Source organism: Streptomyces sp. NPDC048349 (assembly GCF_040651925.1).
In the GTDB taxonomy this organism is placed as follows: domain Bacteria; phylum Actinomycetota; class Actinomycetes; order Streptomycetales; family Streptomycetaceae; genus Streptomyces.
Genome location: NZ_JBEZLA010000009.1, coordinates 118,052 through 130,745, shown reverse-complemented (window position 1 = coordinate 130,745; position 12,694 = coordinate 118,052). Strand labels below are relative to the sequence as shown.

At 73.6% G+C, this 12,694-nt stretch carries 12 protein-coding genes; 3 read left to right on the top strand and 9 right to left on the bottom strand.

What is annotated here, in order from left to right:
* The first annotated feature begins 48 nt into the window (after window positions 1-48).
* On the top strand, window positions 49-822 hold the full coding sequence (locus AB0D44_RS08060; protein ID WP_362586199.1) for a DUF1206 domain-containing protein: 774 nt from the start codon (window positions 49-51) through the stop codon (window positions 820-822).
* A gap of 27 nt (window positions 823-849) precedes the next feature.
* On the opposite strand, the gene AB0D44_RS08055 is transcribed toward AB0D44_RS08060, so the two are convergent.
* Window positions 850-2,205 (bottom strand): M64 family metallopeptidase, encoded by a 1,356-nt coding sequence (locus AB0D44_RS08055; protein WP_362586133.1) that lies wholly within the window; start codon window positions 2,203-2,205, stop codon window positions 850-852.
* Window positions 2,206-2,344: 139 nt separating this feature from the next.
* On the opposite strand from AB0D44_RS08055, the gene AB0D44_RS08050 reads away from it, so the two are divergent.
* Window positions 2,345-3,724: a helix-turn-helix transcriptional regulator gene (locus AB0D44_RS08050; protein ID WP_362586130.1), complete on the top strand. Its 1,380-nt coding sequence runs from the start codon at window positions 2,345-2,347 to the stop codon at window positions 3,722-3,724.
* Here the strand turns inward: AB0D44_RS08050 and AB0D44_RS08045 are convergent.
* Both AB0D44_RS08045 and AB0D44_RS08040 read right to left on the bottom strand, forming a co-directional pair.
* On the bottom strand, window positions 3,687-5,210 hold the full coding sequence (locus AB0D44_RS08045) for an MFS transporter (RefSeq protein WP_362586127.1): 1,524 nt from the start codon (window positions 5,208-5,210) through the stop codon (window positions 3,687-3,689). The two genes, AB0D44_RS08050 and AB0D44_RS08045, sit on opposite strands and share 38 nt — an antisense overlap.
* A gap of 43 nt (window positions 5,211-5,253) precedes the next feature.
* Window positions 5,254-5,823 (bottom strand): TetR/AcrR family transcriptional regulator, encoded by a 570-nt coding sequence (locus AB0D44_RS08040; RefSeq protein ID WP_362586124.1) that lies wholly within the window; start codon window positions 5,821-5,823, stop codon window positions 5,254-5,256.
* A gap of 154 nt (window positions 5,824-5,977) precedes the next feature.
* On the opposite strand from AB0D44_RS08040, the gene AB0D44_RS08035 reads away from it, so the two are divergent.
* Window positions 5,978-6,478, top strand: a complete 501-nt coding sequence (locus AB0D44_RS08035; RefSeq protein ID WP_362586121.1) for a DUF6328 family protein — start codon at window positions 5,978-5,980, stop codon at window positions 6,476-6,478.
* A 73-nt stretch (window positions 6,479-6,551) separates the two neighbouring features.
* Here the strand turns inward: AB0D44_RS08035 and AB0D44_RS08030 are convergent, their stop codons facing one another.
* The 6 genes from AB0D44_RS08030 to hypB form a co-directional block, all read right to left on the bottom strand.
* Entirely contained in the window at window positions 6,552-6,800 is a 249-nt protein-coding gene (locus AB0D44_RS08030) for a DUF6158 family protein (RefSeq protein ID WP_362586118.1), read from the bottom strand.
* A 79-nt stretch (window positions 6,801-6,879) separates the two neighbouring features.
* The gene (gene hypE / locus AB0D44_RS08025) at window positions 6,880-7,935 is read right to left on the bottom strand and encodes a hydrogenase expression/formation protein HypE (RefSeq protein WP_362586196.1); all 1,056 of its coding nucleotides are present in this window, start codon (window positions 7,933-7,935) and stop codon (window positions 6,880-6,882) included.
* A gap of 88 nt (window positions 7,936-8,023) precedes the next feature.
* On the bottom strand, window positions 8,024-9,160 hold the full coding sequence (hypD, locus tag AB0D44_RS08020) for a hydrogenase formation protein HypD (protein ID WP_362586115.1): 1,137 nt from the start codon (window positions 9,158-9,160) through the stop codon (window positions 8,024-8,026).
* Window positions 9,157-9,492, bottom strand: coding sequence for a HypC/HybG/HupF family hydrogenase formation chaperone (locus tag AB0D44_RS08015; protein ID WP_362586112.1), 336 nt, complete (start codon window positions 9,490-9,492; stop codon window positions 9,157-9,159). Before AB0D44_RS08015 ends, hypD begins: the two co-directional genes overlap by 4 nt.
* A gap of 10 nt (window positions 9,493-9,502) precedes the next feature.
* A complete protein-coding gene (gene hypF / locus AB0D44_RS08010; protein ID WP_362586109.1) occupies window positions 9,503-11,866 on the bottom strand; it encodes a carbamoyltransferase HypF in 2,364 nt (787 codons plus the stop codon).
* The gene (hypB, locus tag AB0D44_RS08005) at window positions 11,866-12,693 is read right to left on the bottom strand and encodes a hydrogenase nickel incorporation protein HypB (protein ID WP_362586106.1); all 828 of its coding nucleotides are present in this window, start codon (window positions 12,691-12,693) and stop codon (window positions 11,866-11,868) included. Before hypB ends, hypF begins: the two co-directional genes overlap by 1 nt.
* Window position 12,694: the final 1 nt, after the last annotated feature.

The window sequence follows — 12,694 nt, the reverse complement described above, 5'->3', positions numbered from 1 at the left end:
CGCGAGGACGTCCAGCGCGAAGGTGTACGGACCGCATCACAGGGCGGTATGGGCCGAAAGGTCGTGGCCCGGGCCGGTCTGGCCGCGCGGGGCGTGCTCTACGTCCTCATCGGCGTGATCGCCGTCCGCGTGGCGTTCGGTGACGGCGGGCAGGAGGCGGACCGCAAGGGCGCGTTGCAGGAGCTCGTCGCCAAGCCCTTCGGCGGCTTCCTCGTATGGGCCGTCGGCATCGGCCTGGTCTGCATGATGCTGTGGCGGCTGTCGGAGGCGGCGTTCGGCGCGGCGGGCCCCGACGGCCACAAGGCCGGCAAGCGGCTGGCGTCGGCGGCCCGGGCGGTGTTCTACGCGGTCGTCGCGTTCTCGGTGCTGTCCTTCGCCGCCGGGGCCGGGGGCCAGCGCTCCAGCGACGAGCAGTCGCGCGACGTCACGGCCAAGGCGATGGAACTGCCGGGCGGCCCGTGGTGGGTCGGAGCGGCCGGCGCGGCGATCGCCGTCGGGGGCGCCGTGATCGCCGTGCAGGCGGCGCGGCGCACGTTCCTGAAGCACCTGGCGACGGAGCGGATGCCCGCCTCGGCCCGCACGCCGGTCGAGTTCCTCGGGGTCGCCGGAGGCGTGGCCCGCGGCGCCGTCTTCGCCGCGGCGGGCGCCTTCGTCGTGTATGCGGCGGTGCGCTACGACCCGGCGGAGGCGAAGGGTGTCGACGACACCCTTCGCGCCTTCACCCAGACCCCGGCGGGACCGTGGCTCCTCGTCCTGGTCGCCGCCGGGCTCGTGCTGTTCGGGCTGTTCTCCTGGGCGATGGCTCTCTGGCGCCGGGTCTGAGCGCGCTGCACGGCGCAGCGCCCCGCGTCAGAGCCGGACCGTCCACTCCGCCGTGGAGCGCAGGGCGCGGGCGATCCGGGGGTCGCGCACCGAGGGGGTGCGGTCCTGCGCCGTGACCGTCAGCCGGTGCCGTCGGAAGTCGAAGAGCCACAGGTCCGCCACCGCGATCTCGGTCCGGCCCTCGAACCGCTTCAGCTCCCTGCCGTCCAGGTACCACGTGACCACGAGCTGGCGCCCGTCCGTCCCGGCCAGCCGCGGCACGGCCGCCTTCGCGGTGTCGCGCAGCCGCAGGGTGCGGTCGGTCGGGGTGAGCGGCGTGACGGTCTTCGCGTGCCGGTGGAACCCGTCGATCATCGCCTCGACCCCGGGCAGGTTGAAGGGCTTGCCCAGCACCCGCATGAGCGAGTTGTCCGTGGGCCGGTACAGCCCGGTGGCGAAGTACCCCCCGCCCTCGTACGCGCCGACCACTCCGCCGTCCGGGGAGGGTTCGCCGAGCCAGCGGTACCACTTGGCCCGCTGGGTGGCCATCCGGTCCGCGGGCAGGGCGGAGCTGTTGGTCTCGGCGGGCTCGGGTCCGGTGTACTTCTCGTACTCCGGGACGCCGGCGTAGAAGTACTCGTCGGCGAGTTTTCCGAGCGAGTGGCCGGTTTCGTGTATGGCCACCTGACCGGACTTCGGGTGGCCCGCCGAGGCCGTCGAGATCCCCTCGTAGCCGAGGGTGGCGCTGGGTTCGTTGTAGCCCGCCCCGCCGTACTTGGCGCTGTTGGCCAGCACGATGACCAGGTCGGCCTCCGGGGCCTTCGCCACGTACGCGTCGACCTTGGGCTGGTCCACGCAGAGCAGCCGCTCGATCTCCTCGCACCAGAAGTACGAGCCGAGGGCGGTGTCACGGACGGTGACCGGGGTCGGGTCGCCGGAGACCCCGGACTCCCGGGAGACGGCATCGACCGTCCACACGTTGAACAGGTTGCGGTAGGTGGTGTAGGGCTCGACGGCCGTCACCTCGTCCCACTTCTGCCGGGCGTCGGAGCGGAACCGCTCCAGTTCGGCGGAGGTGTAGCCGTCGCCGATGACGACGACGTCGAGGCGGTCGGCGGTGGGGCCGTTGTCGATCATCTTGACGACCTCGCCGTCCGCCGCACGCTCGGCCGGGGACAAGGCGCCGCCGCTCTTCGCCCGGGCCCCTTCAGCCGGTACGCGGATGTGGCCGGACCCGGCGTCACCGCCGTGCTCCGGCCCCGGTATCTCGACCTCCACCCCGGCCGCCGGCGGCGTGCCGGTCGCTCCCGCCGGTGCGGCCGGCACCAGAACGGCGGCGGCGCAGGCCGCCGCGAGGGCGGCGCGCAGCGCCGGACCCCGGACCCGGCCTCTGACTGGACGCATGAAGTCCTCCCCCTGGAAAGGAAGTTAAGCATGGAGATAAGCCTGCTGAATCGGTTGCTTAAACTAGGTGGCGCGCGGGACGTGCGCAATGGCCTGATCCCCCTGAATACTGGGGAGTTCGAGCAACCAGGGGGATTCCATGGACGAACCGGCCCGTATCGGCAGCAGAGTTCAGCGCATGCGCACCGAACTGGGTTTGACGCAGAGACAGTTGGCGGAGCCCAGCTATACCCCGGCCTACATTTCGACGCTGGAGTCGGGCCGGGTCCGCCCGTCCGAGACGGCGCTGCGCTTCCTCGCCGGCCGCCTGGGCACCTCGTACGAGGAGCTGGCCACCGGGCGCCCCGCCCACCTGGCCACCGAGCTGCGCCTCGCCCTGGCCGACGCCCAGCAGACGCTCGCCACCGGCGCGGCCGACGAGGCCGCCGTGCGCTACCGGCGGCTGCTCGAAGAGGCGGAAGAGCTCGCCTTGGTCCCCGAGCAGGCGGAGGCGCTGCTCGGGCTGGGGGACTGCGCCCTGGAATCGGGGGAACTCACCGAAGCGATCGGCCGTTTCGAGGCGGCCGAGCGCCTGCTGGCCGACGAGCCGCTCCCCCGCCGGGCCCGGCCGATCCGCGGCCGCGCCGTCGCCCACCTGCTGGCCGGAGAGCTGCGCTACGCCTGTTACCTGCTGGAATCCACCATCGACGAGCTGGGCGCGAGCGGGCTGGCCGACCCGGAGGCGCTGGTCCTGCTCTATGCCGCCGTGATCGGGCCGTACATCGACATGGGCGCCCACGCCCGCGCCGCCCACGCGGCCGAGCTCGCCCTCGCCCTGGCTCCGCAGGTCAGCGATCCGGCGCTGGTGGCGGGGATGCACCGGCAGGTGGCACGGACCTTCCTGGCCGAGGGCCGGGTGGCCGACGCCGACGCCTCGCTCGCCAAGGCCCAGGCGATCTACGGGCAGTTGCGCCTGCGGACCGACCTGGCGCACTGCCACTGGATGCGTGGGTACGTACAGGCCCAGAACGGCGAACTCGACTCGGCGGAGCGGGAGTTGCGTACGGCGCGGGGGATGCTGGCGGCCCGGCGGGCCGCCCTCTACACGGCGCAGGTGGAGGTGGAGCTGGCCGACGTGCTGCGCCGGCTCGGCCGGTACGAGGAGGCCGCGGAGCTGCTCTCGGCGCTGCTGGAACTGGGGGACAGCCACGGCGCCGTGCACGCGGGGGGCGCGCACCGGCTCCTCGGCCTGATGGCCGAGGAGCGCGGTGAGTGCGAGGCCGCCGAGGAGCACTACGTGCAGGCACTGGCGCTGCTGGAGCGCAGCGGGGCCACCGGTGACCTCGCGGACCTGTGCCGGATGCTGGGCGATCTGCTGCGCCGGACCGGCCGGACCGAGGCCGCGCTGGACGTGTACCGCACGGGCCTGGGCCACCGGGCGGCGCCGGGCACCACCACCCTGGGCCCGGCGCCCGTCGCGCCCGCGTTCACGGCGCCTCGGATCAGTGGTTCTCGGTGGGCTGGAGATCGCGCGGAATGAGCGTCCAGGTCGTGGCCGCCGCGGCGATCGCGAGTCCGCCGGCCATGAGGAACGCCGGGGTGATCGCGAGGGTGTACGCCTGCGAGGCGGCGTCGGCCAGGGCCTGGCCGACGGCGCCGCCGAGCCGGTCGGCGATGTGCGCGGCCTCGCCCACGGAGTCGCGTACCGCGGCGGCGCTGGGGCCGTCCAGGTCCAGGGCGGGCAGGTTGCCCCGGTAGAGCGCGGCCGCGGTGGAGCCGAGGATGGCCACGCCCATGGCCGAGCCCAGTTCGTAGCAGGTTTCCTCGATGGCGGCGGCGCTGGAGACCTCGTCCGCGGGCGCCGCGGAGATCAGCGTGACCGAGGCGACCGTGGTGGCGATCCCGGCGCCCAGGCCCATGACGGTCAGGGCCGCCGCGAAGGCCGGGTATCCCAGGCCGCTGAACTGCTGGAGGCACCAGGGCAGGGCCATGCCGGCCGCGAGGACGACCAGGCCGGCGCCCAGCACGTGCCGGATGGCGAAGCGCTGCATCAGGGCCGGGGCCACCATCGAGGCGCAGATCAGCGCGAGCGGGGCGGGCAGCAGGCGCAGGCCGGCTTCCAGCGGGGTGTAGCCCTGACCGTACTGGAACCACTGGGTGACCAGGAAGAGGATCGCGCCCATGCCCACCATGGGCAGGAAGATCGCGGTCGCCGCGACGCTGAAGGCCGGCTTGGCGAACAGCCTCACCTGCAGCAGCGGGTGGTCCCGGCGCAGCTGGCGGCGTACGAAGACGGTCAGCGCGACGGCGGCCAGGGCCAGCAGGGCCCACGGAAGCGGGTCGGTGACGCCGCCCTTGCCGAGCTGCTTGATGCCGCCGGCGAGGGCGAGCATGCCGACGACGGACTGGCCGACGCCCCACCAGTCCCAGGCTCCGAGGTTGCGCGGGGAGCGGGACTCGGGGAGGTAGCGCAGGCCCGCCGCGACGATGAGGGCGGCGACGGGCAGGTTGAGGAGGAAGGCGGAGTGCCAGCCGTGGTCCTGGACGAGCAGCCCGCCGATGACCGGACCGAAGGCCATGCCGCCGCCGAAGACGGCGGCCCAGACGGCGAGGGCGAAGGCGCGTTCCCTGGCGTCGGTGAAGACGCTGCGCAGGATCGACAGGGTGGAGGGCATGATGGCCGCGCCACCGATGCCAAGGAGGGCGCGGGCGGCGATGACGTGCCAGGCCTCGGTGGCGAAGACGGCTATGAGCGAGGCCAGCGAGAAGATGCCGAAGCCCGCCATGAGCAGCCGCTTGCGCCCCCAGCGGTCGCCGAGCGCGCCCGCGGTGACCAGTAGGCCGGACAGCGCCAGGGCGTAGACGTCGATGATCCACAGCTGCGCCACGGCGCCCGGCTGGAGGTCGCCGACCAGGGAGGGAAAGGCCACGTTGAGGATCGTGGTGTCCATGGAGATCAGCAGGAGGCTGCCGGAGAGGATCGCCAGGACGATCCACCGGCGGGGGTCGAGCGCGGCGGGGTGCATGAGGTTCCGATCGGGGTCGTGCAGAGGGGGGAGCGGGTCGGGGCTACGGCGCGGACGGAGGTCCGGGGGGCCGGGTCCCGCTGAGGAAGGACGTGAGGACCAGGTGGCCGATCTGGCGCGGGGCGAGGTGCCCGTCGCGGACGCCCTCGGCGGCGGCGTCGAGCAGGCCCCACAGCGAGTACCAGATCCAGTACGGCGGCAGGTCGGTGCGCAGCCGCCCCAGCCGCTGGCCGAGGGACAGGAAGGCCAGCGCCCGCTGGTCCTGCCGGTCGACACCGGCCCGGAACTCCGGGTCGGCGAGGACGGTGGCGTCGCGGGAGGTGAAGCCGTACAGGTGCGCGGCGGGCAGCAGGGCGACGACCAGGTCCTCCAGCGCGGCGTCGAAGGCCGGGCCGTCGGCGGTCTCCGGCAGGTCGGCCGGGGTGAGGCACTCGTCGACCACCTGGATGGCCCGGACGGCGACGGCTTTCAGCAGCGCTTCGCGCGTCGCGTAGCGGCGGCCGAGCGTGGCGCGGCTGGTCCCGATCCCGGCGGCGATCTGCACCATCGAGGCGCTGTGATCACCGGCGAGGACGCGCGCGGCGCTGTCCAGCAGCTCTTCTTCGTGGACCATGGTGAGCCTCCTTCGCCTCGAACGATACAAAATTGTCTCATCCGAGGCAAGCGTGACCCAAGGTCGGCTCGTTTCCCGGGGTGCCGTTCGCTACCGTGGAAGGACCACTCCTCCCCGGGCCGGCAGGCCCGGACGTGACCCACCGGGAGCCGGCATGCGCGAAGAAGGCGACGACGCCGAACGGGGTCACGGCCGCAACGAAACCGAGGAAGAGCGCGCGGACCGGCGGTGGCAGGAGCTGGTGCAGGAGATCCGGGTCGCCCAGACGGGCGTGCAGATCCTCTTCGGCTTCCTGCTGACCGTCGTGTTCACCCCCCACTTCCAGGGCCTGCCCCAGACCGACAAGACGATCTACATCGTGACCGTCGTCCTGGGGTCCCTGTCGACCGGCGCGCTCATCGGACCGGTCGCCTTCCACCGCATCGTCTCGGGGCGCCGGATCAAACCCCAGGCCGTCGTCTGGGCCTCACGGCTCACCTTCGCGGGCATCGTCCTGCTGCTGGCCACCCTCACCGCCGCGCTCTTCCTGGTGTTGCGCGTGGCCACGGACGACGCCTTCGTGCCCTGGCTGGTGGCCGGCGTGCTGGGGTGGTACCTGCTGTGCTGGTTCGCCCTGCCGCTGTGGGCGCGCATGCGCTACACGCGCAAGGACTGAGCCCGCGCATGCGCTGCGCGCGCGAGGACCGGGCCCGGCCCCCGCCCCACGGCCCACCGCGGACCGGAACGCGCTACTCCGGGCCCTCCCCGCTACGCGCCCGGGCGCCCGAGCGGGTGCGGCCCGGCGTCTGGGCCCGCTGCGGGTGGCGGCGTACGTACTCGTGCTCCAGCTCGTTCATCCGCTGCGTGTGGGTGACCAGTGCGTCGTCCGACCCGTGCAGCAGGGTCTCGTGGCGCGTGCGGTGGATGGCCTCCAGCTCCTTGAGCAGTCGGCCTTCCTCCAGATTCCGCGCCGACGGGCCGCCGTCGTGTTCCGTCATGGCACGCACACCTCCTCCGCGCTCGTCCAGCCCTCGCAGAAACGGCCCTCCGCTTCCATCATCTCCTGCCCGGCCCGCGTCAGCAGATGCGCGGCAGTTGCTCTCCGATGGGCAGGTCCACCACCCGGGTGCCGCCGAGGCCCGTGCGGGCCACGACCAGACCGGGGTGGGCCTCGACCGCCTCGCCGATCACCGCCGCGCGGCGGCCCAGCGGGTGGGCGCGCATGGCGTCGAGCACGGCGTCCGCGTGCCGCCGCGGGACGAAGGCGACCAGCTTGCCCTCGTTGGCCACGTACAGCGGGTCGAGGCCGAGGATCGCGCACGCGTTGGCGACGGCGTCCGGGACCGGCACGCGGCCCTCCTGGATGACGACGCCGGTACCGGAGGCGGCCGCGATCTCGTTGAGGGACGCCGCCAGACCACCCCGCGTGGGGTCGCGCAGGACGTGGAGGTCGGGGGTGACGGCGAGCATGGCCCCGACGAGTCCGCCCAGGGCCGCGCAGTCGCTCTCGACGTCCACGCCGAACTCCAGCCCGTCCCGGACGCTCAGGATGGCCACGCCGTGCAGGCCGATCTCGCCGCTGACGATCACCACGTCGCCGGGAACGACCCGCTGGGGGCGCAGGTCCACCCCGTCGGGGATCAGGCCGATGCCCGCGGTGTTGACGTAGACGCCGTCGCCGTGTCCCGCCTCGACGACCTTGGTGTCGCCGGTGGCCACCTCCACGCCCGCGGCCCGCGCGGCGGCGCCGAGCGCCTCGGCCACCCGCGCCACGACGGACACCTCGACACCCTCTTCGAGGATGAACCCGCAGGAGAGGTAGGCGGCTTGGGCCCCGCTCATGGCCAGGTCGTTGACCGTGCCGTTGACCGCCAGGTCGCCGATGCTGCCGCCCGGGAAGAACAGCGGCCGTACGACGTACGAGTCGGTGGAGAAGGCCAGCCGGACCCCGCCCAGGGACAGGGCGGCGGAGTCCCCCAGCTGGGCCAGGACCTCGCCGCCGAAGGCGGGGGCGAAGAGGTGCTGGACCAGTTCGGCCGACAGGGCCCCGCCCCCGCCGTGACCCATCACCACGCGGGGACGGTCGCGCAGGGGGGCCGGGCAGGTCCAGCCGGTGATGTCGAGCGGAGCCACGGCCCGTGCGGCACCGGTCCGCGCGGCCTCGGCCCGAGCGGTCTCGGTCTGTGCGGACTCGGTCTGTGCGGTCTCGGTCTGTGCGGTCTCAGGCAACGGGGCTCGCCTCCGGCGAAACGGCGGTCCGGGCGGGAGCGAGCTCCAGCCGGCGGTACAGGTAGTACGCGGCGCACGCGCCCTCGCTCGACACCATCGTGGCGCCGAGCGGGCTGCGCGGGGTGCACAGGGTGCCGAAGGACTCGCACTCGTGCGGCTTGAGCAGCCCCTGGAGCACTTCGCCGCTGCGGCACTCGGCGGGCTCCCGGGTGTTGATGCCGGTCACCGAGAAGCGGTGCTCCGCGTCGTACTCCCGGTAGCGGGGCGACAGCCGCCAGCCGCTGTCGGGGATGACGCCGATCCCGCGCCAGGCCCGGTCGGTGACCTCGAAGACGTCCTCCAGCATCGCGAGGGCGGCCGGGTTCCCCTCCGGGCGCACGGCGCGCGCGTAGGCGTTGTCGACGGTGTGCTCGCCGCGCTCCAGCTGCCGTACGGCCCGCCGTACGCCTTCGAGGATGTCCAGCGGCTCGAATCCGGTCACGACGATCGGGACCCGGTGGCGGGCCGCCAGCTCCGGGTACTCCCCCATGCCCATGACACTGCACACGTGCCCGGCCGCGAGGAAGCCCTGGACCCGGCAGCTCGGCGACTGCATGATCGCCTCGATGGCCGGGGGGACGCGGACATGGGAGACCAGCAGGCTGAAGTTCGGGATGCCCAGCTTCCTGGCCTGGTACACCGTCATGGCATTGGGTGGCGCCGTGGTCTCGAAGCCGATGCCGAAGAAGACCACCTCGCGGCCCGGGTTCTCCTGCGCGATGCGCAGCGCGTCGAGCGGGGAGTAGACGACCCGTACGTCGCCCCCCTCACTGCGCACCTGGAACAGGTCGCGGCCGGTGCCCGGCACGCGCAGCATGTCGCCGAAGGAGCAGAAGATCACGTCCGGCCGGGAGGCGATCTCCAGGGCCTTGTCGATGACCTCGAGCGGGGTGACGCACACCGGGCAGCCCGGGCCGTGGATCAACTCCACCTGGTCCGGCAGGAGTTGGTCGATGCCGTGCCGGATGATGGTGTGCGTCTGGCCGCCGCACACCTCCATCAGGGCCCAGGGGCGCGTCACGGTGGCGTGGATGTCGTCGAGCAGCTTGCGGGCGAGCTCGGGGTCCTGGAACTCGTCGATGTACTTCACTTGCGGGCTTCCTCCTGCGCTGCGGCTTCGTCCGGGTCGTCGGTGAAGGGCCACGGGGAGCCGCCCGCCGCCGCGGCCTGTTCCCACGGGTCGCCGAACTCCTCCTGCAACATGCCGAGCTGCTCGAAGAGTTCGAGGGTCTGCCTGGCCGATTCCTCGTCGAGACGCTGGAGGGCGAACCCCACGTGGACGATGGCGTACTCGCCGACTCGGAGGTCCGGCAGGTACTCCAGGCACACCTCCTTCTGCACACCGCCGAAGTCGACGGTCGCCATGCGGGTTCCGTCCCTCTCCCCGATGTCGAGCACTCGGCCGGGTACCGCAAGGCACATGGGCTTCTCCTTAGCTAGAGGTGGTGTCCGTGGCGTGGACCGCTGCGGCCACCATGAGCTGGCCCAGCGACAGGCCGCCGTCGTTGGGCGGGACCCGCAGGTGGCGCAGGACGGTGAAGTCCCGCTCGCGCAGGATCCGGGCGCAGGCCGAGGAGAGCAGGGTGTTGGCGAAGACCCCGCCGGTCAGGGCGACGGTGTCCAGGCCGTGCCGTTCGCGGGCCAGGGCGCACAGCGCCCCGACGAGCTCGGCCACCGCGGTGTGGAACCGGGCGGCGATCCGGGCCGGATCCGTACCCGCCCGCACGTCGGCTGCGACGGCGGCCAGCAGGGGCGCCGGATCGGCGGTCACCGGCCCGTCGGCGCCGTCCGGGGGCGGGCGCAGGGCGAAGGCGTAGCCCGGCCCGGATCCGGCGTCGGCGAGGTCGGTGAGCGCCGCGGACTCCAGCTCGATCGCGGCCTGCGCCTCGTACCCGGAGCGGTGGCAGACCCCCGCCAGGGAGGAGACCGCGTCGAAGAGGCGGCCCATGCTGGAGGTCGGGGCGCAGTTCAGGTTGCGCTCCAACTGGGCGCGCAATACGCGCAGTTCGTCGGGCGGACAGGCCGCGACACAGGGCAGGTCCGGGGCCCATTCGATGCCCGCGGCCCGTAGCTGGGACAGGGCCATGCGGTAGGGGCGGTGCACGGCCGCGTCGCCGCCCGGCAGCGGGACGTAGGCGAGGTGGGCGAAGCGCGTGTACCCGGCGTAGTCGGCGAGGAGGAACTCGCCGCCCCACACGGCGCCGTCGTCGCCGTAGCCGGTGCCGTCGAAGGCGACGCCGATCACCCTGCGGGCGCCGTCCAGGCCGTGTTCGGCCATCGCGGAGGCGATGTGGGCGTGGTGGTGCTGGACGCGGACCAGCGGCCGGCCGGCCGCGGCGCGCCCGGCCCGCTGCCCTGAGCGGTAGCCGGGGTGGAGGTCGGCCGCGAGCAGGGCGGGGGTGACGCCGGTGACGGCCTCCAGCTGCCGCTGGGCGCGTTCGCAGGCGTACTGGGTGGCGAGGTCGTCCATGTCGCCGATGTGCGCGGACAGCCAGGCCAGCCGTCCTTCGCCGAGGCAGAAGGTGTTCTTCAGGTCTCCCCCGGCGGCGAGGACGGCGGGGACCGGCAGCGGGAGCGCCACGGGCAGCGGGGCGTAGCCGCGCGAGCGCCGTACGGTCAACGGCTCGCCGTCGCAGACGCGCACCACCGAGTCGTCGCAGGGCACGTGGATCGGCCGGTCGTGGGTGAGCCAGGCGTCGGCCAGCCCGGCGAGCCGCTCCAGGGCCTCGTCGTCCCGGGTGACGATGGGCTCTCCGGAGAGGTTTCCGCTGGTCATGACGAGCAGCCGGGGGCCCGGCGGATCGCCGGGCAGGCCGAGCAGCAGGTGGTGGACGGGCGTGTACGGGAGCATCGCGCCGAGGTCGGGGCAGCGCGGGGCGACCCCGTCGGCCACCGCGTCGGCCTCGACGGCCGACCCGAAGGCGCGGCGGCGGCGCAGCAGCACGATCGGCCGGGCCGCCCCGGTGAGCAGGGTGCGCTCCTCGGGCCCGATGTGGACGAGGTGTTCGAGGTCGGCGAGGTCGCGGGCCATCAGGGCGAACGGCTTGTCCCCGCGGGCCTTGCGGCGGCGCAGTTCGGCCACGGCTGCGGGGTGGGCCGCGTCGCAGGCGAGGTGGTAGCCGCCGATCCCCTTGACGGCGACGATCGCTCCGGCGGCCAGGAGCCTGCGGGCCTCGGCGATCGGGTCCTCACCGGTCGGCTCGTGGGGAGGGTGCCCGGCCAGCAGCCGCAGCCGGGGTCCGCAGGCGGGGCAGGCGACGGGCTGTGCGTGGAAGCGGCGGTCTGCGGGGTCGGCGTACTCGCCGGCACAGTCGGGGCACATCGGAAAACCGGCCATCGTGGTGTGGGCGCGGTCGTAGGGCAGCCCGGTGACGATGGTGAACCGCGGTCCGCAGTGCGTGCAGGTGATGAAGGGGTGCCGGTGGCGGCGGTCGCCCGGGTCCGCCAGCTCGGCGAGACAGTCCGCGCAGGTGGCCACGTCCGGTGGGACCAGGGTGCGGGCGGGGCCGCCGGTCCGGGAGGGGACGATGGTGAACCCGGTGCCGCCCGCGACGGGCACCCGGCGGTGGTCGACCGCGTCCACCACCGCCAGCGGGGGCGCGTCGGCCGCGAGCCGGTCGCAGAACTCGGTGACGGCGGCCGGTGCGCCCTCGACCTCCGCCACGACGCCCTCGGGGGTGTTGGTGACGTGCCCGGCGAGGCCGAGGCCGGTGGCGCGGGTGTACACGTACGGCCGGAAACCGACGCCCTGCACCACGCCCCGGACGAGGATCCGGCGCCGCTCGACGGCCTCCATCAGCGCGACTGCACCACGGCGTGCGGGGCCGCAGGAGCGTGATCCTGTCCGTGGTCGTGGTCGGGCCCGTGGCCATGCCCGTGCCCGTGCCCGGGTCCGTGCCCGTCGCCGTGCCCGTGTCCGTGGCCGTCACCGTGGGACCGTCCCGCCATGACCGGCGTGTGCGTCGCGGTGCCCGCGCCGACCGCCAGCGCCCGTTCGAGCAGCACGCCCACGCCCTCGCCCGTGCGGGCGGACGTCAGGGCCACCTCCACACCGGGGTTGACCCGCTGCACGTTGGCGCGGAAGGCCGCCTCGTCGAACGCGACGGCCTGCGCGATGTCCGTCTTGGTCACCACCACCAGTTGCGCCAGCCCGAAGGCGGTCGGGTACTTCAGCGGCTTGTCCTCGCCCTCGGTGACCGAGGCGAGCACCACGCGCAGGGTCTCCCCGAGGTCGTAGGAGGCCGGGCAGACCAGGTTGCCCACGTTCTCCACGAACAGGATCCGGGTGTCCTCGGACAGCCATCCGTCCAGGTGCCGGCCCAGCATCCCGGCCTCCAGGTGACACAGCCCGTCGGTGAGCACCTGCTTGACCGGTGCTCCGGAACGGGCCAGCCGCCGTGCGTCGTTCTCGGTGGCGAGGTCGGCGGTCAGCGCGGCCACCGGCACCCCCCGCTCCCCGGCGAGGAGCAGCTCGCGCTCCAGCAGCTCCGTCTTCCCGCTGCCCGGGCTGGAGAGCAGGTTGACGACCACGGTTCCCCGTGCGGTGAGTTCGGCGCGCAGGGTCTGCGCCGCCTCGTCGTTCTTGGCGAGTACCGCCTGCCGTAGATCGACCACTCGGCACATG

What these genes read in the sequence shown, in the direction of transcription:
- AB0D44_RS08060 (WP_362586199.1), top strand. Translation starts at nt 49, where the DNA reads ATGGGCCGAAAGGTCGTGGCCCGGGCCGGTCTGGCCGCGCGGGGCGTG.
- AB0D44_RS08055 (WP_362586133.1), bottom strand. Translation starts at nt 2,205, where the DNA reads ATGCGTCCAGTCAGAGGCCGGGTCCGGGGTCCGGCGCTGCGCGCCGCC.
- AB0D44_RS08050 (WP_362586130.1), top strand. Translation starts at nt 2,345, where the DNA reads ATGGACGAACCGGCCCGTATCGGCAGCAGAGTTCAGCGCATGCGCACC.
- AB0D44_RS08045 (WP_362586127.1), bottom strand. Translation starts at nt 5,210, where the DNA reads ATGCACCCCGCCGCGCTCGACCCCCGCCGGTGGATCGTCCTGGCGATC.
- AB0D44_RS08040 (WP_362586124.1), bottom strand. Translation starts at nt 5,823, where the DNA reads ATGGTCCACGAAGAAGAGCTGCTGGACAGCGCCGCGCGCGTCCTCGCC.
- AB0D44_RS08035 (WP_362586121.1), top strand. Translation starts at nt 5,978, where the DNA reads ATGCGCGAAGAAGGCGACGACGCCGAACGGGGTCACGGCCGCAACGAA.
- AB0D44_RS08030 (WP_362586118.1), bottom strand. Translation starts at nt 6,800, where the DNA reads ATGACGGAACACGACGGCGGCCCGTCGGCGCGGAATCTGGAGGAAGGC.
- AB0D44_RS08015 (WP_362586112.1), bottom strand. Translation starts at nt 9,492, where the DNA reads ATGTGCCTTGCGGTACCCGGCCGAGTGCTCGACATCGGGGAGAGGGAC.
- hypF (WP_362586109.1), bottom strand. Translation starts at nt 11,866, where the DNA reads ATGGAGGCCGTCGAGCGGCGCCGGATCCTCGTCCGGGGCGTGGTGCAG.
- hypB (WP_362586106.1), bottom strand. Translation starts at nt 12,693, where the DNA reads ATGTGCCGAGTGGTCGATCTACGGCAGGCGGTACTCGCCAAGAACGAC.